Below are 20,535 nucleotides of genomic sequence, written 5' to 3'. Positions count from 1 at the left end.
TGGGCCGACCGTGCCCGCCGCATGGTAGTTCGGCCCGTTGGAGCGTCACGCACGAGCCTACGCGCGCGCGTGGTTTCGCTCACGAGGGCGGGCGTTCACTCTTCCGAGGCGTCTCTTTCATGTTTTCCGGATCAGTCCATGAGAGCTGCGTCACACTCCCAGCATTCGCGCAAGGCGATCGCGTACCCGTTTGCATCATCTCCACAGATCCTCCCGGTGCGGGCACGTCGCGCGGGAGCACCCGTCAGGGGGGAATTCCCATGCACCACCACCGAGTCCGCGCCCGCGCGGCGACCGGCGCCCTGCTCGCCGCGGCCCTCCTCGCCACCCTCCCGCCGGCCGCGCCGGCCGGCGCGGCCACCGCCGTCGCCCCCCGCGTGGACCTCACCGTCCTCGTCGTCGACGACGGCGGCGGCGCCGTCGCGGCCCTCACCTCGGAACTGCGCGCCTCCGGACTGCCCCACCGGCGGATCGTGCTGGGCGAGCCCGGCCGCCCCGTCATCGACGCGGCGTTCCTCGCCGACCCCCGCGACCCGGCCACCGGCCGGCCCCGGGCCCGCTTCCAGGGCGTGATCCTGCCCAACGAGGCCCCCGCCGGCCTCGCCGCCGCCGAGCGGGCCGCCCTCGCCGACTACCAGCGCGCCCACGCGATCCCCCAGGTCGACGCGTACACCTGGGCCCACCCCGGCGTCGGCCTCGACCACACCGACCAGGGCGGCCACGCCGGGGCCCTCGACGGCACGACCGCCGCGGTGACCGCCGCCGGCCGCGCGGGCCCCTTCCGCTACCTCGACGGGCCCGTCGCCTTCGAGGACAACGACCCGGCCGTCCCCGAGAGCCACGGCTACGCCGGCCGCCCGCGCGAGGGGTACACCAGCCTCCTCGACATGCCGGTCGCCGGCGGCGGCCGCGCCAGCCTCATCGGCGAGTACGCCCGCGACGGCCGCCGCGAACTGGTCGTCACCTTCGCCTACAACGAGCACCAGCGGCAGTTCCGCGCGGTCGCCCGGGGCATCGTCGAATGGCTCACCGGCGGGGTCCACCTCGGCCTCAGCCGCTACCACTTCGCCGTCCACGTCGACGACGTCCTCGCCCCCGACTCCCGCTGGAACACCGAACGCAACTGCACCCCCGGCGACTTCGACTGCCCCGGCGGGGACGGCGAGGACGCCTCCACCATCCGCATGACCGCCGCCGACGCCCGGTACGCCGCCGAGTGGCAGCGCACCGCCGGCCTCACCCTGGACATGGTCTACAACGCCGGGGCCGGCGAGGAGTGGAAGGCCGCCCACGGCGGCGACCCGCTCACCGACCAGCTCCTCGCCGACCGCGCCCGCTACCGCTGGGTCAACCACACCTACACCCACCCCTTCCTCGGGTGCGTGCAGGACACCTCCACCGTCCCCTGGCGGTGCGCCACCGACGCCGCCGGCGCCACCCGCTGGGTGAGCAGAGCCGAGATCACCGCCCAGATCCGCGACAACCACGCCTGGGCCGTCGCCAAGGGGCTGCCCGTGGACCGGACGGAACTGGTCACCGGCGAGCACTCCGGCCTCGCCACCCTGCCCCAGCAGCCCCGGGACAACCCGAACCTCGCCGGGGCGCTCGCCGACACCGGCGTGAAGTGGATCGCCTCCGACAACTCCCGCGAGCCCGCGCAGCGCCCGGTCGGCTCCGCCCTCACCGTGCCGCGCCACCCCATGAACGTGTACTACAACGTCGGCACCGCCGCCGAGATGACCGACGAGTACAACTGGATCTACACCCGCCGCTCCGACGGCGGCAGCGGCGTCTGCGAGACGAACCCCGCGTCCACCTGCCTCGACGCCCCCCTCGACCCGGCCACCGGGTACGCGGAGCACATCGTCCCGCAGGAGGCCCGCACCGCGCTGCGCCACGTCCTGGCCGGCGACCCGCGGCCGCACTACGTCCACCAGTCCAACCTCGCCGAGGAGCGCCTCCTCTACCCCGTCCTCGACCGGGTCCTCGCCGACTACCGGGCCCTGTTCGCCGACAACACCCCCCTCGTCACCCCCCGCCACCGCGACATCGGCACGGAGCTGGCGCGCCGCGCCGCCTGGGACCGGGCGCTGGCCGAGGGCCGGGTCACCGCGTACCGCGTCGGCGGTACCGTGACCGTGCAGGCGCCGACCGGCGTGGCCGTCCCCGTGACGGCGCCCGAGGGCACGCGCAAGCGCTCCCTGCTCGGTTCGAGCGCCTTCGGTGCCCCCTACGCGGGCGCCCGCTCCGCCTGGGACACTCCCGGCACCCTGCAGACCGCCCTCACCCTCACGCTGCCGACGACCACCTGACCACACCGGACGGGCCCCTCCGCGCCGGGACCCGTCCACACCGGGGGAACACCATGCCCAGCAGCGGCCGTCACGTCACCCTGCTCACCGAAGGCACCTATCCGCACGTCCACGGCGGCGTGAGCACCTGGTGCGACCAACTCGTCCGCGGCATGCCCGAGGTCGACTTCCAGGTGCTCGCCCTCACCGGCAACGGCCGCGAACCCGTCACCTGGCAGCTGCCGCCCAACGTCTACCGGCACACCTCCTTCCCCCTGTGGGGGCCGGCCCCCGGCCGCTCCCGGCCGCTCCTGGGCCGTGAGCGCCGGCGCTTCATCGACACCTACGAGCGGTTCCTCCTCGCCGTCCTCGACCCGGCCGCGCCCCGCAGCCACTTCGCCGAGGGCCTCTTCGGCCTCGCCGGACTCGCCCGCCGCGGCCGGCTCTCGGCCGCCCTGCGCTCCGAGGCCGCCCTGCGCTCCCTGATGTGGATCTGGACCATGCCGCACCTGGAGACCGCGGCGGCCCGGCCCACCGTCCACGACGCCCTGACCGCCACCGACCTCCTGGAGCACGCGCTGCGCCCGCTCGGCGCGCGGATACCCGACGACTGCGTGGCGCACGCGGTCTCCAGCGGCCTGGCCACCCTCCCCGCCCTCGTCGCCCAGCACCTCGACGGCGTACCGTTCCTCCTCACCGAGCACGGCATCTACCTGCGCGAGCGGTACCTCGGCTACCGCACCGAGGCGCAGCGCTGGCCCGTCAAGGCCCTCGTCCTCGGCTTCTACCGCGAGCTCAACTGCCTCGGGTACCGCAAGGCCGACCTCATCACCCCCTGCAACCGGTACAACCGCCGCTGGGAGGAGCGCGGCGGCGCCCCCGCCGACCGCATCCGCACCGTCTACAACGGCGTCGACCCGCACGCGTTCCCGCTCGCCGGGCCCGAGCCGCGGACCCCCACCCTCAGCTGGTGCGGCCGGATCGACCCGATCAAGGACCTGGAGACCCTCGTCCGGGCCTACGCCATCGCCCGCGCCGAGGTCCCCGCCCTGCGCCTGCGCCTCTTCGGCCCCGTCCCCGCCGGGAACGAGGACTACCGCACCCGCCTGGAGAAGCTCGCCGCCGAGCTGGGCGTGGGCGACGGCATCAGCTACGAGGGCCGCGTCGAGGACGTCGCCGGCGCCTACGCCGCCGGCACCCTCGTGATGCTCTCCTCCATCAGCGAGGGCTTCCCCTTCTCCCTCATCGAGGCCATGTCCTGCGGCCGCGCCACCGTCTCCACCGACGTCGGCGGCGTGCGCGAGGCGGTCGGCGACACCGGCCTCGTCGTGCCGCCCCGCGAACCCGCCGTCATGGCCGAGGCCGTCCTCGCCCTGCTGCGCGACGACGCCCGCCGCGCCGAACTGGGCCGCCGCGCCCGGCAGCGGGTCGTCGACCAGTTCACCCTGCGCCGCTCCGTCGACCGCTTCCGGCGCGTCTACCGCGAGCTGGCCGGCTTCCCCGAACCCGAGCCGGCCGCCGTCGAGTCCGGCGACTGGACGCTCAAGCTCCGCCTCACCGACCCCTGGTACCGGGAACTCGCCACCGAGGGGACGGTCTGATGAGCGGCTCCCTCTGGCTCACCCCGCCCGGCGCCGCCGCCCCCGGCGCGCCCACCGACACCCTGCCGCGCATACCGCGCGCCCCCCGCCAGCGGCCCGCCTGGGCGGCGGCCGACCCCCTCGACGAGCTGACGGCCCGGCTGGAGGACCTCATAGCGCAGGCGGTCCACCCGGACGAGATAGCCGCCATCCTGGAGTCCGACGGGATGACGGACGACCACATACGGCTCACCTACGGCCGCGAGGACTCCTTCGCCCTCGCCGAGGACCTCTACGCCCGGGTGGCACGCCGCTACCCCGAACCGGCCGGCCCGCCCACCGACCCCTGGCACACCGGCCTGGGCGGCTGCGTCCTGCGCGGCCTCGTCTTCGCCCTGCCCGGCCTCGCCTACGTCCTGGGCGCGCCCCTGCTCGCCGGCCCGCCCGGCGCCCTGGGCCTGCCCTCCGGCACGGTCCCGCTGCTCGCCGGCGCCGTCACCGGGTGGGTGTGGAACCAGGCGCTGTCGCACCGCGCGTACGCCTGGCTCGGCCTCGGCGACCGGCCCGCGGCCGCCCGCACGCTCCTCGCGGGCGCCCCGCTCGGCGGGCTCCTGGGGTCGCTCGTCGCCGTGGCGGCGGCCGGGCCGGGGGAGTGGGGCGCCGTCGCGTTCGCCGCCGGGCAGGCCCTGTACCTGGCGGCGGCCACCGTGCTGCTCGTCCTGGACCGGGAGCGGTCCCTGTTCGGCGCGCTGCTGCCGCTCGCCGGCGGCGCCCTGGCCGCGCTGGGGACGGCGCTCCCGGCGGCCGTACGGACCGCGCTGCTGCTGGCGTCGCTGCTCGCCGCGATCGCCCTGGCCGCCCGTGCCCTGGCCGTCGAGGCCGCACCCGGCGGGCGGACCGGGCGGACCGGCGCGAGCGCGGGGAGCCGGGCGGCGCCCCGGTTCGCCGCCTCCCTCCCGTACGGGCTGTTCGGCCTCGGCACCGGCCTGCTGGTGCTGTACACCGCCATCGGCGACGTCCTCGCGTACGGCCCGGCCGCCGCGGTGGCGGCGCCGTCCGCCGTCGCCCTCACCCTGTCCATGGGGCCCGCCGAGTGGCTGCTGTACCGCTTCCGCGGCGAAAGCCTCGCGGGGCTGCGCGCCTCCACGAGCCCGGCCGCCTTCCGACGGGCCACCGGCGGGGTCCTCGCGCTCTGCCTCGCCGCCTACCTGACGGTGCTGCTGGTGCTGGCCGCCATCGGGACGGCGCTCGTCCCCGGCGCGCCGGAACTCGGCGGCGTACGCCTGGTGACGCTGCTGCTCATCGGCGCCGTCCTGTGGACCGCCCTGCTGCTCCAGTCGTTCGGCGCCGTCCTCGGCGCGGCCGTCGTCTGCGCGGCCGCCGCCGGCGCGCAGACCGCGGCCCTCGCCACCGGCGCGGGTGAACCGCGGGCCGTGGGCGCGGCGGTGGCGGGCGCCGCGGCGCTCGTCCTGGCGGTGCTCTGCGGGATACTCCTCGGCCGCGCCACCACCCACCGCCACTGACCCCGCCCACCGCCCCGGCCCCCGGGGCCGCGGACCGCCCGCCCCCGGCCACCCGCCCGTCCCGAACCACCCCGAGGCCCGCGCATGAAACTCCTCGTGCCGTACTACGAGCACCCCGCCGACCGCCCGGCCGAATGGGACGCCCTCGTCGCCGCCGCCCCGCTGCTGTACGGCGTCGTCCTCAACCCGGCCAACGGCGCCGGCGCCGCCCCCGACCCCGCCTTCGCGGACGTCGCCGCGCGCCTGCGCGCCGCCGGCGTGCGCGTCCTCGGCTACGCCGACACCGACTACGGCCGCCGCCCCCACGCCGACGTCGTACGGGACCTGCTGAGCCACCGCGACTGGTACGGCGCGGACGGCGCCTTCCTCGACCAGACCGCCGCCGACCCCGCCCTGCTGCCGCACTACCGGCGCCTCTCCGTCGCGGCCCGCGCCGCCGGCGCCACCACGCTGGTCCTCAACCACGGCACCCCGCCGGACCCGGCGTACGCCGACCTCGCCGACCTCCTGGTCACGTTCGAGGGCCCGTGGGAGACCTACCGGGCGGACGGACGCGACCGGCCCGTCGCCGACCACCACTGCCACCTCGTGTACGCCGCGCCACCGGACGCCCGGCTCACCGCGCCCGTCGGGTGCGCCGTGCCCGGCGACGGGGCACATCCCTGGGGAACCCTCCCGCACGCACTGGAGCACCGCCGATGAGACGCCCTCCCTCCCTCCTCGTCGCCGCGGCCGCACTGGCCCTCCTGATCGCCGGGTGCACCGGCGCACCCGACGACGACCCCGAACCGCCGCCCCGCACCAGCCCCGCCCCCTCCCCGGGCGCGACGGGCGGCGTGTGGCGCCCCGCGCAGGGCGCGGCATGGCAGTGGCAGCTCAGCGGCCGGCTCGACCCGCGCGTGGACGTACCCGTGTACGACATCGACGGCTTCGACCACCCCGCGTCCGCCGTCGCCGACCTCCACGCGCGCGGCCGCAAGGTCATCTGCTACCTGTCCACCGGCGCCTGGGAGGACTTCCGGCCCGACGCGGCTCAGTTCCCGAAGGCCGTGCTCGGCAAGGGCAACGGCTGGGAGGGCGAGCGCTGGCTCGACATCCGCCGCACCGACGTCCTGGAACCGCTCATGGCGGCGCGCATCGACATGTGCCGCGACAAGGGCTTCGACGCCGTCGAACCGGACAACATGGACGGCTACGACAACGACACCGGCTTCCCGCTGACCGCCGACGACCAGCTCCGCTACAACCGCCTCATCGCCCGCCTCGCCCACCGGCGCGGCCTGTCCGTCGGGTTGAAGAACGACCTGGACCAGATCCCGCAGCTGGTGCGGGACTTCGACTTCGCCGTCAACGAGCAGTGCGCCCAGTACGACGAGTGCGACGCCCTCGAACCCTTCCTCGCCGCGGGCAAGGCGGTCTTCCACGTCGAGTACGAGCTGCCCACGCGCGCCTTCTGCCCGCTGGCCGAGCGGACCGGGATGAGCTCGATGCTGAAGAAGTACGACCTGGGGGTCTGGCGCCGGGCCTGCTGAGGGCCCCAGGGCCCTCAGCCGAGGGTGAGGGCGACCAGCGCGGCCGTCGCCGCCGTCTCCGCCACCGCGCCGAAGACGTCGCCCGTCACCCCGCCGAGGCGGCGGACGCAGCGGCGCAGCAGCGCCTGTGCCGCCGCCAGGGCGACCAGCGCCGCCAGGGCGTGGCGCACGGCGCCGTACGGCCCGGCCACCGCCGCCCCGGCCGCCGCGCACGCGGCCACGGCCACGACCGCCACGGCGAGCGCGGCGCGCGGCGGGACGGTCCCGGCGACCACCGCGCCCAGCCCCTCGGGGCGGGCCGCGGGGACGGCGGCGCGGGAGGCGAGGGTGAGCGCCACCCGGGCGAGGGCGCCGGCCACCACGGCCGCGACGGCGCCGCGCGCCCAGCCCGCCGCGTACAGCTGGTGGAGCGCCGCCACCTGGGCGAGCAGCGCGAACAGCAGGGTGACGACCCCGAACGGGCCGATGTCCGACCGCTTCATGATCCGCAGGGCGTCCTCGGCGGGTCGGCCGCTGCCCAGTCCGTCGGCCGTGTCGGCGAGCCCGTCCAGGTGCAGGCCCCGGGTGAGCACCGCCGGTACCGCCGTGGCGGCGACCGCGGCGAGCAGCGGGCCCGCGCCGAGCAGCAGGAGCAGGACGCCGGCGGCGGCCGCGCCCGCCCCGACGACGAGCCCGGCGACGGGCGCGCACAGCATCCCGGAGCGGGCGGCGTCGCGGTCCCAGCGCGTGACGCGCGCGGGCAGCACCGTGAGCGTGCCGAAGGCGAAGCGCAGGCCGTGCAGGGGCGGGAGCGGGTCCGTGGAGGTCACCGCGCGCACACTAGCCGCCGGCGCCGCGCCCCGGCGCCGCGCCCCCTCCGGCGTTACCTTGCACATGACGCCTCATACCGGACGGAGGTGACGTGTGGATCACTGGTTCACCCGCAACGTCGTCGAGCCGGGCAAGCTGCCCCTCCTGGTGGCGCTCGCGTCCTTCGTGCTGACCTTCCTGCTCACCCGGACGGTCACCCGGCTCATCCGGGCCGGCCGCGGGCCCTTCCGCGACGTCAGCACCGGTGGGCTCCACATCCACCACGTGGTCCCGGGCGTCGTCCTCACCCTTGTGGGCGGCTTCGGCGCGCTGGGCGCGCTCGGCGCGGGCCGCCACACGGCGGCCGGGCTCGTGTGCGCCGTCGTGTTCGGGGCGGGAGCGGGGCTCGTCCTGGACGAGTTCGCCCTCATCCTCCACCTCGACGACGTCTACTGGACCGAGCAGGGCCGCAAGAGCGTGGAGGCCGTCGTCCTCACCGCCGCCCTCGTGGGCCTCGTCCTCGGCGGCTTCTCACCGCTCGGCGTGGACGCGCTCACCCCCGAGGAGCGGCAGGACCGGGCGACGCTCCTGGCCAGCGTGGGGCTGAACGTCCTGTTCGTGGTCGTCGCCCTCCTCAAGGGGAAGTTCCGCATGGCGGTCCTCGGCACGCTCCTGCCGTTCGTCGCCGTCGTCGGCGCCCTGCGGCTGGCCCGCCCCGGCTCGCCGTGGTCCCGCCGCGCCTACCGCAACCGGCCGCGCGCGCGGGCCAGGGCGGGGCTGCGGGCCTACCGCCACGACCGCCGCTGGGTCCGGCTCGCCCGCAGGTTCCAGGACGTGGTGGCCGGCTTCCCCGACCGGCTGCCGTCCGTGGCCGGCGGCGGGGGAGGAGCGGCGGGCGACGGCGTCGACCGGCCGCTCACCGGCGGCGGCGACCCGGCGGCGACCGGCCGGGACCCGGCGGCGGGCGGCGGCGGCCCGGCGGCGGGCGGCGACGAGCGGCGGGAGGCCGACGGCAGCGACCCGCGCTGACGCCAGAACACCACCGCCCCGTACCCGGCGGCGGCCGCGGCGATGGCCGCGAGGTGCTCCTTGCCGGCCAGGTTCGGCTTCACGACCACCTCGACCACCATGGCGGCGACCACCAGCAGGCCCGTCAGCCGGGCCCCGTACCGCCAGCACACGACGACGGCGAGGCCCACCACCGCCGCCGAGGGCCCGGTGTCCACCACCCGGGCGTCCGACGCCGGCAGCCCGAGCCCGAACGGGGCGTCCGGCCCCAGCGCGATGCCCACCCGCGCGTACGTCGTCCCGGCCAGCGTCGCCGCGTACGCCACGAGCAGCGTGCGCGCCCGGCCCAGGGTGACCTCCGCGATCCCGAACACCAGCAGCACCTGGGCGAGCGCCCCCCACACCGGCAGGTCGAGCGCGGGCACGAAGAGCGACAGCGGGGTGCGCAGCAGCGCCACCCACAGGGGGTCCTCGGCCCGCACCGAGCCGACGGCCTGCACCGGCCCGTACCCCCACGGCTGGTTCTGCACCAGCTGGAACAACGACGTCAGGCACACCGCGGCGAGGGTGAGCGCCACCGCCCGCGGGCCGCGGTCCCGCAGGGCCGCCCGCACGGTGCCGAACAGCGGGCCCCACTCCCGGCGGGCGAACCCCTCCAGGGCCGCCCTCACCGCGCACCCCCGGCGCGGCCGCCGAGGAGCTCCGTCCGGCGTCCCCCTCGCCCGGCGGCGGCGTGCCGCGGGCCTCGTCGTTCGGTGCTCACACCGGGCCTCTTCCGTGAAACGTGCGCCGTACGGGGCGGTGCGTCGCACGCCCGACGCCGGTGCGGCCGCCCCGCTCCCGCGAGCCGGCCGCACCGGTGCCGTCAGTCCGAGCCGCCCTCCGCGTCCGCCCCGGCCGGCTGGTCAGGCCGTACCGGCAGCTCCGCCGCGAGCGCCGCGGCGGCCTGGACGAGGGGGAGGGCGAGCAGCGCCCCGGTTCCTTCCCCCACAGTGACGCCGTGGTCCAGCAGGGGGTTGAGCGCCATCCGGTCCAGCGCCTTGGCCTGCGCCGGCTCACCGCTGACCTGGCCCGCCAGCCACCAGTCCGGCGCCCGGAACGCGGCCCGCTGGCCCACCAGGGCGCACGCCGCCGACACCACGCCGTCCAGGATCACCGGCGTCCGCCGCACCGCCGACTGGAGCAGGAAGCCGGTCATCGCCGCGACGTCCGCGCCGCCCACCGCGGCCAGCAGCTCCAACTGGTCGCCGAGGACCGGCCGCGCCCGGCGCAGCGCGTCGCGGACCGCGGCGCACTTGCGCATCCACGCCAGGTCGTCGATGCCGGCGCCGCCGCGCCCGGTCACCACCGAGGCGTCCGTGCCGCACAGGGCGGCGATCAGCGTCGCGGCGACCGTCGTCCCGCCGACGCTGAGGTCGCCGAGGACGACCAGGTCGGTCCCCGCGTCGGCCTCCTCGTCGGCGATCGCCATGCCGAGCCGCACGGCCCGCTCGGCCTCCTCCGCCGTGAGGGCGTCCTCGACGTCGATCCGCCCGCTGCCGCGCCGCACCCGGTGCCGCACGACTTCCTCGGGTAGCAGCTCCGCAGCGCAGTCCAGGCCCGCGTCGACCACGCGCACCGGGACCCCGGCCCGCCGCGCGAGCACGGCGACGGGGCTGGAGCCGTCCAGCACGGCGCGCACCAGCGTGTGCGCCGTCCCCGCGGCGCGGCCGGAGACGTCCAGCCCGGCCACGCCGTGGTCGGCGGCGAACAGCACCACCCGGGGCCGTTCCACCGGCCGCACCGGGACGGCGCCCTGGGCGGCGGCGAGCCACTCGCCGAGCTCGTCGAGCCGGCCCAGCGCGCCGGGCGGGACGCCCAGCCGCTCCCGGCGTTCCTCGGCGTCCCGGCGGACGCCGCTGTCGGGACGCTCGATCAGTTCGGAGAAGTCGTCCAGATTCAGCCTGCTCATTCGCGGAACAGTACCGGGCGCGGTCGACGCTCAGCCGCGCAGGACGAGCACCTGCCCGGAGACGGCCAGCAGCACCTGCTCGCACTCGTCGGCGAAGGCCGCGTTGAGCCGTCCGAGCTCGTCGCGGAAGCGCCGTCCGGCGGCCGTGGCGGGCACGACGCCGGCGCCCACCTCGTTGGTGACGGCGACGACCGTGCGGGCCGTGCCGCGCACCGCGGCGACGAGTTCGTCCACCCGCTCGCGCAGCGCCTTCTCCCCCGTCCGCGCCCACGTCTCGTCGTCCCAGGCGCCGACGCGGTCCATCGCATCGGTGAGCCACAGGGACAGGCAGTCGACCAGCAGCGGGGGACCGTCCGCCGCGAGCAGCGGCGCCACCTCGCAGGTCTCCTCGGTGCGCCAGGAGCCGGGCCGCCGGTCGCGGTGGGCGCCCACGCGCGCCGACCACTCCTGGTCGCCGTCGCGCGCGCCGCCCGTCGCGACGTAGACGACGTCGGGGTAGGACTCCAGGCGCCGCTCGGCCTCCAGGGACTTCCCCGACCGCGCGCCGCCGGTGACCAGCGTGCGGCGGGGGAGCGGCGGCGCCTCCCGGTACGCGCCGACGGTCACCGTCGCCCCGTCGGTGAGGGCCCGCGCGCCCGCGGCGGCGAGCCGCCGGTCCAGCTCGGGGCCCTGCGGCACGTCGTGGTCGAGGTGCACGGCGACCACGTCCGTGTCCCGCCCCACCGCGCCGGCGCCCCGCAGCCGGGCGAGCGCGCCGGGCCGCCCGGTGACGTCGGCGGCGACGAGGTCGTACGGGCGCCGCTGGTCCACCCGCCCGGCCGGGGCGCCGCCCGGCGGCAGGTACAGCAGGCGGGCGCCCTCGGGCGAGGTGACCTCGTACCCGGTGCCCGGGGCGTCCATCGGCACGGCGCGGACCCGGTGCCCGCTGATGAGCGTCAGCTCGCGCCCGTCCGGGACGCGGCCGGCGGCCGGCAGCCCGGCCGGCAGTTCCACGGGCGGGCCGTCGTGGGGGTGGGTCAGCAGCACCTGCCGCACCCCCGACAGGGTGTGCCCCGCCCGTGCGGCGGCCAGGGCGGCGCCGGGGGTGAGGTCGAGGAGCAGGGCGCCGTCCACGAGGAGGGACGTGGCGGCGCGCGCGTACGGGCCCCGGGCCGTGGCGCACACGGCGCAGGGGCAGCCGGGTCGGGGCAGTCCGGTGGGGGCTCCGGTGCCGAGCAGGGTCAGTTCCACGGTACCGATCCTCCCGCGAGCCCCGCGCGGCTGCTCGCCCGGCTACGCTGCGGGCAGGAAAGACCACAGGTGGCTGTGATCGGGAGGCGCACATGGCGTGGACGTGGCGGTTCGAGAAGTCCGACGGCACGGAGGTCGAGCCGGCGGTCAGGCCGGAGGAGTTCACCACCCAGGGCGACGCCGAGTCGTGGATCGGCGAGCAGTGGCGTGACCTGCTGGAGGGCGGCGCCGACCAGGTCACCCTCTTCGACGACGGCACGAAGATCTACGGCCCCATGCCGCTGGACGCCGAGGGCTGACCGCCGGGGCCCCGGGGCCGGGCGGGCGCCCGGGGCCGGCCGCCCGCCGTCCGGGGGCGGACGCCGCCGCGCCGCGCGCCGCCGCCGCTCGCCGGTGGGCGGCGCGCCCGCGGCGCGGCACGGCACCCTCACACCTCGCCCAGCGTCACCGCGGCCGTACGGGCGCGGCCCTCCCGCAGGTAGCGGACCTGCACCCGCTGCCCCGGTTCCAGCGTGGCGAGCGCTTCCAGCAGCGACGTGATCGTCGTGATCTCCGCGTCGCCCACACGGGTGATGATGTCGCCCACGCGCAACCCGGCCGCCTGCGCCGCCCCGTCCTCCAGGAGCCGTTCCACCGCGACGCCCGCCGGGCGGTAGTCGTCGTCGAGGACCGTGCGCCCGGAGATGCCGAGCGCCGCCCGCCCCGAGTCGCGCACGCTGCCGAACCGCACGATCTGGTCGGCGATCGTGCGCACCGTCGACACCGGGATGGCGAACCCGATGCCGGCCGCCGCGCCGCCGCCCGCCTCCGGGTCGGCCGCCGCGAGCGTGGGGATGCCGATGATCTCGCCGTCGAGGTTGGCCAGCGCGCCGCCGCTGTTGCCGGGGTTGATCGGCGCGGACGTCTGCACCATGTTGGCGATGGTCGCGCCCGTGCCGCCGCCGGAGCGGCTCTCGCTGACGGTGCGTCCGATCGCCGAGACGATGCCCTGCGTGACGCTGCCGGACAGCCCGAGCGGCGAGCCCATGGCCAGCACGATCTGCCCCACCTCGACCTTCGCCGAGTCGCCGAACCGCGCCGGCCGGATGCCCTGCGGCGTGGCGCCGTCCAGCTTGATGACGGCGAGGTCCTGCTCCGGGTAGCTGGAGACGAGCCGCGCGGCCAGCGGCTGCTCGCGCGTGGCGACGGTCACCCGGAAGCTGCGCCCCGAGCCGACCACGTGTGCGTTGGTCACGATGTGCCCCTGGGTGTCGTAGACCACCCCCGACCCGAGGCTCTCGCCCGCCTCGATGGTGACGACGGACGGCAGCACGTCCCGGATCACGCTCTGGTACTCGCTCTGCAGGTCGGCCGCCTGCCTCGGCGCCGCGGCCCGGGCCGTCGCCGTCGCCGGCGCGGTGGCCCTGGGGCCCGCGGCGGCCGGCCCGGCGGGCGGCGGGGTCGCGCAGCCGCCGAGCAGGGCGGCCGCGCACACCGCGGCGACGAGGGACGGCACCAGCGCGCGTACGCGGGGAACGAGGGCATCCATGTCCGGAGTATCCCTTTGGCCCCGTGACTCCTGCCCGCGCAGCGCACCCGATCAGGGGCCGCCCGCCGCGCGGCGGCCCGGCGCGGCGGCCCCGGGATGCCCGCCGCCCCGCCCGGTCACCGCCCGGCCCCCTACCCGCGCGAGGCGAGGAACTGCGTCGCCGCCAACTCCCCGTACAGCGGGTCCCGGGCCACCAGCTCCTCGTGCGTGCCCACCGCCCGCACCCGGCCCGCGTCCATCACCACGATCCGGTCCGCCAGCGTCACCGTCGACAGCCGGTGCGCCACCACCAGGACGGTCACCTCCCGCGCCACCTCGGCGACGACGTCCCGCAGCGCCTGCTCGTTGACCGCGTCGAGCTGCGAGGTCGCCTCGTCGAGCAGCAGCAGCCGCGGCCCGCGCAGCAGCGCCCGCGCGACGGCCACCCGCTGCCGCTCGCCGCCCGACAGCTTGGACCCCCGGTGCCCCACCACGGTGTCCAGCCCGTCCGGCAGCCGCTCCACCAGCCCGTCCAGCCGCGCCCGCACCAGCACCGCCCTGACCTGCTCCTCCGTGGCGTCCGGCGCCGCGAACAGCAGGTTCTCGCGGAGCGTCCCGGCGAGCACCGGGGCGTCCTGCTCGACGTAGCCGATGGCGGCCCGCAACTCGGCGACCGGCCAGTCGCGCACGTCCCGGCCGTCCACCAGGACCCGGCCGCCGGTGGCCTCGTAGAACCGCTCGACCAGCCCGAACACCGTCGTCTTGCCCGCGCCCGAGGGGCCGACGAACGCCGTCATCCCGGGCCCGGGCACCTCGAACGACACGCCGTGGTGCACGTACGGCAGGTCGTCGCGGTAGCGGAAGGAGACGTCCTCGAAGACGACGGACGCCGGCGCGCGCCCGACCGCAGCCACAGCGGCCCCGGCAGCCACACCGGCCCCGGCCGCCACACCGCCGCCGACAGCCGCCACACCGGCCCCGACGGCCAGGCCGCGCTCGGCCCCCGTCGCGGCGTCCTCGACCTCCAGCCGCTCCGCCTCCTCGATCCGGGCGATGGCCGCCGACCCCACCTGGTACTGCGTCACCGCCTGCACCAGCTCCGAGACCGGCTCGATCAGGTAGAAGAGGTACAGCAGGAACGCGATCAGCTCCGCGACGGTGATCGTCCCCGCGGCGACCCGGGCCCCGCCGATGCCGAGCACGGCCAGGAACGACACCTGCACCGCCAGCCCCACCGAGGACCCGGCGAGGGCCTGCCACTTCGCGGCCTTCACGCCGTGCCGCCACGCCTCCCGGGCGGCCGCCTCCACGACCGCCGTCTCGCGCGCCTCCGCGCCCGACGCCTTGACCGTGCGGAACGCGCCGAAGACCCGCTCGAGACGGCTGGAGATCTCACCGACCGCGGCCTGCGAGCGCCGCGTCGCCTCGGCGATCCGCGGCATGGCGAACGCGAACGCGCCACCGATCAGGACGATCACGCCCAGGGTGGTGCCGAGCAGCACGGGGTCCATCAGCGCCATCATCACCAGCGTGGCGACGAAGCCGAGCCCGCCGGTCACGGCCGAGACGACCGACTCCGTCGTGACCGCCCGCAGCAGCGTCGTGTCGGAGGTGATGCGGGACATCAGGTCGCCGGGCTGGGTGCGCTCCACCTCGGGCAGCCGCAGCCGCAGCAGCCGGCCGACGAGGGAGCGGCGGGCGGAGAGGACCACCGACTCGGCGGTGCGTTCCAGCAGGTAGGAGCCGACCGCCTGGATCGCCGTCCCGGCGACCACGAGCGCGGTCAGGCCCAGCAGGATCCCGGTGATCGGCTCGTCCCGCCCGAGCCGTTCGACGAGCGCCTTCGCGGCGAGCGGCTGGGCGAGCCCGGCCACGGTCCCGAAGAGGGCGAGGAGGGTGCCGAGGGCGACGACCGCGCGGTGCGGCCGGAAGTGCCGGTAGAGGGCCCGCCAGGTCTCCCGGGCGGGCAGCCGCGGGGTGGTGCCGGTGTCGGGCGGGGCGGCGCTGGATGCGGTGTCGGTGATGCTCACGCCGACGAAGACGCGGAAACGCCGCCCCCACCTGCCCGGCGGACGGGATCAGGCCGGATCACGTCCCCCTCGTGCCCGCGCCCGCCCCCTGGGTCCGGCTCCCGACGGTCCTGGCGCGTCGGCCTCCCGTGTCGCGCCCGCCGCCGTCAGCCGCGCACGCCGCACAGGTGCAGCAGTGCCGCGACCCGGCGGTACGGGTCGGTGCGGCCGGCCCGGTCCTCGGCCGCCAGCAGCCGCTCCAGCTCGTCGGCGGCGGGCAGCCCCCGGTCCGGCGGGACGGAGTCGGTGAAGACCCGCACCCCGTACCAGTCGTGCAGCGGCGCCGCGATGCCCGCGAGCGTCGCGGTGAGCGTCTCCAGCCGGTCGGCCCGCACGCGCGGCCCGGGGCCGCCCGCGTCGGTGTCGGAGTCGAACGCCGCCAGGGCGCCGGGCCAGTCACCGGCCAGACCCGGCCGCATGGCCAGGGCGTCGGCGTTCCGCACGAGCAGCGAGAGCAGACCGCCCGGCGCCAGCATCCGGGCGAGTCCGGCCAGTACGGCGTCGGGCTCGTCCACGTACATGAGGACGCCGTGGCAGAGCACCACGTCGAAGCTGCCGGGCAGGAAGTGGACGCCGGTGTCCCGGCCGTCCCCCTCGATCGTCCGGAACCGCTCGCGGATCCCGGCCGGCTCGGTCGCCAGCGCCTCGCGGACGGCGCCCAGCATCCCCGGGTCGGACTCCAGACCGGTCACGGTGTGCCCGGCCCGAGCGAGCCGCAGGGCCTGCGTGCCCCGGCCCATGCCGACGTCGAGGATCCGCAGCCGCTGCCCCACCGGGTAGCGGGCGCCTATCTGCTCGTCCAGCTGGCGCGCCAGGAGCTCCTGGCGGACGGTGTCGCGCAGCCCCCCGGCCCCGTCCAGCCAACCGGCGGACGCGCCGCCGGGTTCCGACAGCGTGGTACTCAGGGTCGCTCTCCCCGTTTGACCTGCGGCTTCGGCAGCCGCAGCCGGCGCATCTGGAGCGAGCGCATCAGCGCGTACGCCACGGCGCCGCGCTTCGGCTCGTTCGGGAAGCGCTGCTTGAGCTGCTTCTTCAGCCGGATCGACAGGCCGATCGAGTCGACGACGATCAGCACGATCACGCCCATCCACAGCAGCGTGGCGATCGTCTGCATCTGCCCGGCCTGGATCAGCGACAGGACGAGGATGACCACGGCCAGCGGCAGGAACATCTCGGCGACGAAGAACCGGGAGTCGACGAAGTCGCGGACGAAGCGGCGCACGGGGCCGCGGTCACGGGCGGGCAGGAAGCGCTCGTCGCCGCTGGCGAGTGCCTGGCGCTGACGGGCCATGTCGGCGCGGCGCGCCTCGCGCTGGCGGCGCATCGCCTCCTTGCGGTCGAGCGTCGGTGTGGCCGCACGGCGGCGCTGGGACTGGGCCTCACTCCGCTTCGGGGTCGGTCGGCCCTTGGGGGCCTGCGGGTCGCGGGGCTGCGTGGAGAGGTCGGCCGTCACCTTGCCGGTGGGCGCCTTCTCTTCCTTCGAACGGCTACGGAACACAAACCCCAAGGGTACGGGGTACCGGGTGTGGACCCCACCCCCGCGGGGAACGATCCGGCAACGGCCCGCGTCCTCCCGGGTGCGTCCCCGCACCGGATCCCGGGTCCGTCTACTCCCCGGGCCGGAGACGGGCCGTTCCGCACTCGTCCTTGGGGAGGAGCCCATCGGCCCCCGAACAGTGCGGTAATGGATGTGGGGCCCGTACTGTGGGTTCTGTCGGAGTGCTGCAGCCGAAGTCGGTCAGAAGGGGGCGCGCGAAGCCCATGAGCGGTGTCATGAAGCGTATGGGGATGATCTTCCGCGCGAAGGCGAACAAGGCCCTGGACCGGGCCGAGGACCCGCGCGAGACCCTCGATTACTCGTACCAGAAGCAGCTGGAGCTGCTCCAGAAGGTCCGGCGCGGCGTGGCGGACGTGGCGACGTCCCGCAAGCGCCTCGAACTCCAGCTCAACCAGCTGCAGAGCCAGTCCGCCAAGTTGGAGGACCAGGGCCGCAAGGCGCTGGCCCTCGGCCGCGAGGACCTGGCCCGCGAGGCGCTGTCCCGGCGGGCGGCGCTCCAGCAGCAGGTGACCGACCTGCAGACGCAGCACCAGACCCTCCAGGGCGAGGAGGAGAAGCTGACGCTCGCCGCGCAGCGGCTGCAGGCCAAGGTCGACGCCTTCCGCACCAAGAAGGAGACGATCAAGGCCACGTACACCGCGGCGCAGGCGCAGACGCGCATCGCCGAGTCCTTCTCCGGGATCTCGGAGGAGATGAGCGACGTCGGCGTCGCCATCCAGCGCGCCGAGGACAAGACCGCGCAGCTCCAGGCGCGCGCGGGCGCCATCGACGAGCTGCTCGCCTCCGGCGCCCTCGACGACCAGTCGGGGCTGGCGAAGGACGACATCCAGGCCGAGCTGGACCGCCTGTCGGGCGGGACGGACGTGGAACTGGAGCTCCAGCGCATGAAGGCCGAGCTCGCGGGCGGTACGACGCCGCAGCAGGCCATCGAGGGCGCGGACGACACGCAGTCGGAGCAGGGCCAGGGCCGGCCGGAGGCGCGGCCGAGGTTCGACAAGAGTTGAGGACGGGCGCGTCATGATCGTGCGGATCATGGGGGAGGGCCAGGTGAGGTTGGCCGACGGCCACTTCGCCGAACTGGACCGGCTCGACGACGAGCTGCTCGCCGAGATGGAGACCGGCGACGAGGCCGGTTTCCGCCGGACCCTGCACGCGCTGCTGGGCCGGGTCCGCGAGCTGGGCGAGCCGCTGCCGGACGACTCCCTGGAGCCGTCGGAGCTCATCCTCCCGGCGCCGGACGCGTCCCTGGAGGACGTGCGGTCCCTCCTCACGGAGGACGGCCTGATCCCACCGGCCTGATCCCACCGGCCCGCTTCACCGTGCCCGGTCCTGCCGGCCCGATCCCGTCGGCGTGACCCGGTCGCGCCCCCGACGCGGCCGGGCCGGGGTGTCCGCCCGCGCCCCGGGCGGGTCCGCCCGCCCCACGCCCCCTCCCGCCCCACGCCCCTCCCGCCACCGACCCGGCGTGCGGGGGAGCCGGCTGCCTTACCCTCTCGGGTGTGCCGGCACAAGGAAACGCCCTCACGCGCGCCCGCGACCGGCTGCGCGCCCACCCGGTCGCCTGCGACGCCCTGCTCGCCGCGGCCGTCCTCGCGGCGATGGTCCTCGGCTCCTTCGTCGACCCGCACGGCGACGGCGCGGGCCCCACCTTCGGCACCCGCACCCCCGGCCCGGCCAGCGTCGTCCTGATGGTGCTCGGCGCGGCCGCCCTCGTGGCCCGGCGCCGGGCCCCGCTGCGGGCGCTGGCGGTCACCGGCGCGGTGACCGTCGCCGAGTTCGTCGCGGGGGACCCGCCGGCGCCCGTAGCGATGAGCGCCGTCGTCGCCCTGTACACGGTCGCCTCCCGCACCGACCGGCCCACCACCTGGCGCGTCGGCCTGGCGACGATGACCGTGCTGACGGCCGTCGCCATGTCCTTCGGCTCCTCCCCCTGGTACGCGCAGCAGAACCTCGGCGTCTTCGCGTGGACGGGCATGGCGGCCGCCGCCGGCGACGCCGTCCGCAGCCGCCGCGCCTTCGTCGACGCGATACGGGAGCGCGCCGACCGCGCCGAGCGCACCCGCGAGGAGGAGGCCCGGCGCCGCGTCGCGGAGGAGCGGCTGCGCATCGCCCGCGACCTGCACGACGTCGTCGCCCACCACATCGCCCTGGTCAACGTGCAGGCGGGCGTGGCGGCGCACGTCATGGACAAGCGCCCCGACCAGGCGAAGGAGGCGCTGGCGCACGTCCGGGAGGCCAGCCGGTCGGCGCTGGACGAGCTGCGGGCCACCGTCGGGCTGCTCCGCCAGTCCGGGGACCCCGAGGCGCCCACCGAGCCGGCGCCCGGCCTCGCCGTCCTGGACGACCTGCTCGACACCTTCCGCAACGCCGGTCTGCCCGTGCGGCTGGCCCGCACCGACCAGGACACCCACCTGCCCGCCGCCGTCGACCTCGCCGCGTACCGGATCATCCAGGAGGCCCTGACCAACGTCCGCAAGCACGCGGGCCAGGGCGCCACCGCGGAGGTGAGCGTGCTGCGCGTCGGCCGCACCGTCGAGGTCACCGTCCTGGACGACGGCACCGCCCCCGTCCAGGCCGTCGGCGGGCCCGGGCCCGCCGGGGCGCAGGGCGGGCACGGCCTCGTCGGCATGCGCGAGCGGGTCGGCGCCCTGGGCGGCGCCCTCACCGCGGGACCCCGCTACGGGGGCGGCTTCCGCGTCCAGGCCATACTGCCCCTCACCACACGCGGCGGGGAGGACGGGGCGGCATGACGACCACCGGGCCGATCAGGGTGCTGCTCGCCGACGACCAGGCCCTGCTCCGCAGCGCCTTCCGGGTGCTCGTCGAGTCGGAGCCCGACATGGTGGTCGTCGCGGAGGCGTCCGACGGGGCCGAGGCCGTCGCCCTGACCCGCGCGACCGCGCCGGACGTCGTCCTGATGGACATCCGCATGCCGGGCAGCGACGGACTGGCCGCCACCCGTGAGATCACCTCCGACCCGGGCCTCGACCACGTCCACGTCGTCATGCTGACCACCTTCGAGGTCGACGAGTACGTCGTGCAGTCGCTGCGCGCCGGCGCCTGCGGCTTCCTCGGCAAGGGCGCGGAGCCCGACGAGCTGCTCAGCGCGATCCGGATCGCCGCCGCAGGCGAGGCGCTGCTGTCGCCCGCCGCGACCAAGGGCCTGATCGCCAGGTTCCTCGCCCAGGGCGGCCCGCCGGCCGGCGGGGAACCGGCCGGCGCGGGGGGCCGCGCCGAACGGCTCTCCGCGCTGACCGGCCGCGAGCGCGAGGTCCTCGTCCACGTCGCCGCCGGGCTGCCCAACGACCGGATCGCCGAGCGCCTGGAGGTCAGCCCCCTCACCGTCAAGACGCACGTGAACCGCGCCATGGCGAAGATCGGGGCCCGCGACCGCGCCCAGCTGGTCGTCTTCGCGTACGAGTCGGGGTTGGTACGCCCAAGGGTGGAGTGACCGCCCGGCCCGCGTACTCCGGGCGCGGTACGCGCGGCGCCGGGAA

At 76.6% G+C, this 20,535-nt stretch carries 18 protein-coding genes and 1 pseudogene; 11 read left to right on the top strand and 8 right to left on the bottom strand.

Annotation, left to right across the window (positions count from 1 at the left end; translation table 11 throughout):
• Positions 1-260 precede the first annotated feature (260 nt).
• The 5 genes from LPA54_RS28375 to LPA54_RS28355 all read left to right on the top strand — a co-directional run bounded on the left by LPA54_RS28375 (position 261) and on the right by LPA54_RS28355 (position 6,926).
• Complete coding sequence (locus LPA54_RS28375; RefSeq protein WP_228982917.1) at positions 261-2,312, top strand: hypothetical protein; 2,052 nt, start codon at positions 261-263, stop codon at positions 2,310-2,312.
• A 53-nt stretch (positions 2,313-2,365) separates the two neighbouring features.
• Positions 2,366-3,892, top strand: a complete 1,527-nt coding sequence (gene pelF / locus LPA54_RS28370; RefSeq protein ID WP_228982915.1) for a GT4 family glycosyltransferase PelF — start codon at positions 2,366-2,368, stop codon at positions 3,890-3,892.
• On the top strand, positions 3,892-5,394 hold the full coding sequence (locus LPA54_RS28365) for a hypothetical protein (RefSeq protein WP_228982914.1): 1,503 nt from the start codon (positions 3,892-3,894) through the stop codon (positions 5,392-5,394). The genes pelF and LPA54_RS28365 overlap by 1 nt, the downstream gene beginning before the upstream one ends.
• Before the next feature lie 84 nt (positions 5,395-5,478).
• A complete protein-coding gene (locus LPA54_RS28360) occupies positions 5,479-6,096 on the top strand; it encodes a spherulation-specific family 4 protein (RefSeq protein ID WP_228982910.1) in 618 nt (205 codons plus the stop codon).
• A complete protein-coding gene (locus LPA54_RS28355) occupies positions 6,093-6,926 on the top strand; it encodes an endo alpha-1,4 polygalactosaminidase (RefSeq protein ID WP_228982908.1) in 834 nt (277 codons plus the stop codon). Before LPA54_RS28360 ends, LPA54_RS28355 begins: the two co-directional genes overlap by 4 nt.
• A gap of 14 nt (positions 6,927-6,940) precedes the next feature.
• Here the strand turns inward: LPA54_RS28355 and LPA54_RS28350 are convergent, their stop codons facing one another.
• Complete coding sequence (locus LPA54_RS28350; protein ID WP_228982956.1) at positions 6,941-7,744, bottom strand: adenosylcobinamide-GDP ribazoletransferase; 804 nt, start codon at positions 7,742-7,744, stop codon at positions 6,941-6,943.
• An 85-nt stretch (positions 7,745-7,829) separates the two neighbouring features.
• Between LPA54_RS28350 and LPA54_RS28345 the strand changes: the two genes are divergently transcribed.
• Positions 7,830-8,744: a hypothetical protein gene (locus LPA54_RS28345; RefSeq protein ID WP_228982906.1), complete on the top strand. Its 915-nt coding sequence runs from the start codon at positions 7,830-7,832 to the stop codon at positions 8,742-8,744.
• Between the two features lie 35 nt (positions 8,745-8,779).
• Here the strand turns inward: LPA54_RS28345 and LPA54_RS28340 are convergent.
• From LPA54_RS28340 to LPA54_RS28330, 3 genes and pseudogenes are all read right to left on the bottom strand, one after another.
• A pseudogene (locus tag LPA54_RS28340) lies at positions 8,780-9,394 on the bottom strand (hypothetical protein); the annotation flags it as partial.
• A 194-nt stretch (positions 9,395-9,588) separates the two neighbouring features.
• Complete coding sequence (gene cobT / locus LPA54_RS28335) at positions 9,589-10,665, bottom strand: nicotinate-nucleotide--dimethylbenzimidazole phosphoribosyltransferase (protein WP_228982953.1); 1,077 nt, start codon at positions 10,663-10,665, stop codon at positions 9,589-9,591.
• Positions 10,666-10,704: 39 nt separating this feature from the next.
• A complete protein-coding gene (locus LPA54_RS28330) occupies positions 10,705-11,904 on the bottom strand; it encodes a bifunctional adenosylcobinamide kinase/adenosylcobinamide-phosphate guanylyltransferase (protein WP_228982905.1) in 1,200 nt (399 codons plus the stop codon).
• 92 nt (positions 11,905-11,996) lie between these two features.
• On the opposite strand from LPA54_RS28330, the gene LPA54_RS28325 reads away from it, so the two are divergent.
• The gene (locus LPA54_RS28325) at positions 11,997-12,203 is read left to right on the top strand and encodes a hypothetical protein (RefSeq protein WP_058941316.1); all 207 of its coding nucleotides are present in this window, start codon (positions 11,997-11,999) and stop codon (positions 12,201-12,203) included.
• Positions 12,204-12,331: 128 nt separating this feature from the next.
• Here LPA54_RS28325 and LPA54_RS28320 read toward each other — a convergent pair whose 3' ends face one another.
• The 4 genes from LPA54_RS28320 to LPA54_RS28305 form a co-directional block, all read right to left on the bottom strand.
• On the bottom strand, positions 12,332-13,432 hold the full coding sequence (locus tag LPA54_RS28320; RefSeq protein ID WP_228982902.1) for a S1C family serine protease: 1,101 nt from the start codon (positions 13,430-13,432) through the stop codon (positions 12,332-12,334).
• A 131-nt stretch (positions 13,433-13,563) separates the two neighbouring features.
• Positions 13,564-15,441: an ABC transporter ATP-binding protein gene (locus LPA54_RS28315; protein WP_228982900.1), complete on the bottom strand. Its 1,878-nt coding sequence runs from the start codon at positions 15,439-15,441 to the stop codon at positions 13,564-13,566.
• Positions 15,442-15,587: 146 nt separating this feature from the next.
• The gene (locus LPA54_RS28310) at positions 15,588-16,340 is read right to left on the bottom strand and encodes a bifunctional 2-polyprenyl-6-hydroxyphenol methylase/3-demethylubiquinol 3-O-methyltransferase UbiG (protein WP_228982952.1); all 753 of its coding nucleotides are present in this window, start codon (positions 16,338-16,340) and stop codon (positions 15,588-15,590) included.
• Between the two features lie 41 nt (positions 16,341-16,381).
• Positions 16,382-16,978: a DUF3043 domain-containing protein gene (locus tag LPA54_RS28305; RefSeq protein ID WP_228982898.1), complete on the bottom strand. Its 597-nt coding sequence runs from the start codon at positions 16,976-16,978 to the stop codon at positions 16,382-16,384.
• 263 nt (positions 16,979-17,241) lie between these two features.
• Between LPA54_RS28305 and LPA54_RS28300 the strand changes: the two genes are divergently transcribed.
• From LPA54_RS28300 to LPA54_RS28285, 4 genes are all read left to right on the top strand, one after another.
• Positions 17,242-18,042: a PspA/IM30 family protein gene (locus LPA54_RS28300; RefSeq protein WP_228982894.1), complete on the top strand. Its 801-nt coding sequence runs from the start codon at positions 17,242-17,244 to the stop codon at positions 18,040-18,042.
• 13 nt (positions 18,043-18,055) lie between these two features.
• Positions 18,056-18,337, top strand: a complete 282-nt coding sequence (locus LPA54_RS28295) for a hypothetical protein (protein WP_228982892.1) — start codon at positions 18,056-18,058, stop codon at positions 18,335-18,337.
• Between the two features lie 200 nt (positions 18,338-18,537).
• Complete coding sequence (locus tag LPA54_RS28290; protein WP_228982888.1) at positions 18,538-19,788, top strand: histidine kinase; 1,251 nt, start codon at positions 18,538-18,540, stop codon at positions 19,786-19,788.
• Positions 19,785-20,489: a response regulator transcription factor gene (locus LPA54_RS28285; protein WP_228982887.1), complete on the top strand. Its 705-nt coding sequence runs from the start codon at positions 19,785-19,787 to the stop codon at positions 20,487-20,489. The genes LPA54_RS28290 and LPA54_RS28285 overlap by 4 nt, the downstream gene beginning before the upstream one ends.
• Positions 20,490-20,535: the final 46 nt, after the last annotated feature.

Source organism: Streptomyces sp. DH12, from assembly GCF_020873895.1.
Classification (GTDB): domain Bacteria; phylum Actinomycetota; class Actinomycetes; order Streptomycetales; family Streptomycetaceae; genus Streptomyces.
This window is presented reverse-complemented; position numbering and strand designations above follow the sequence as displayed.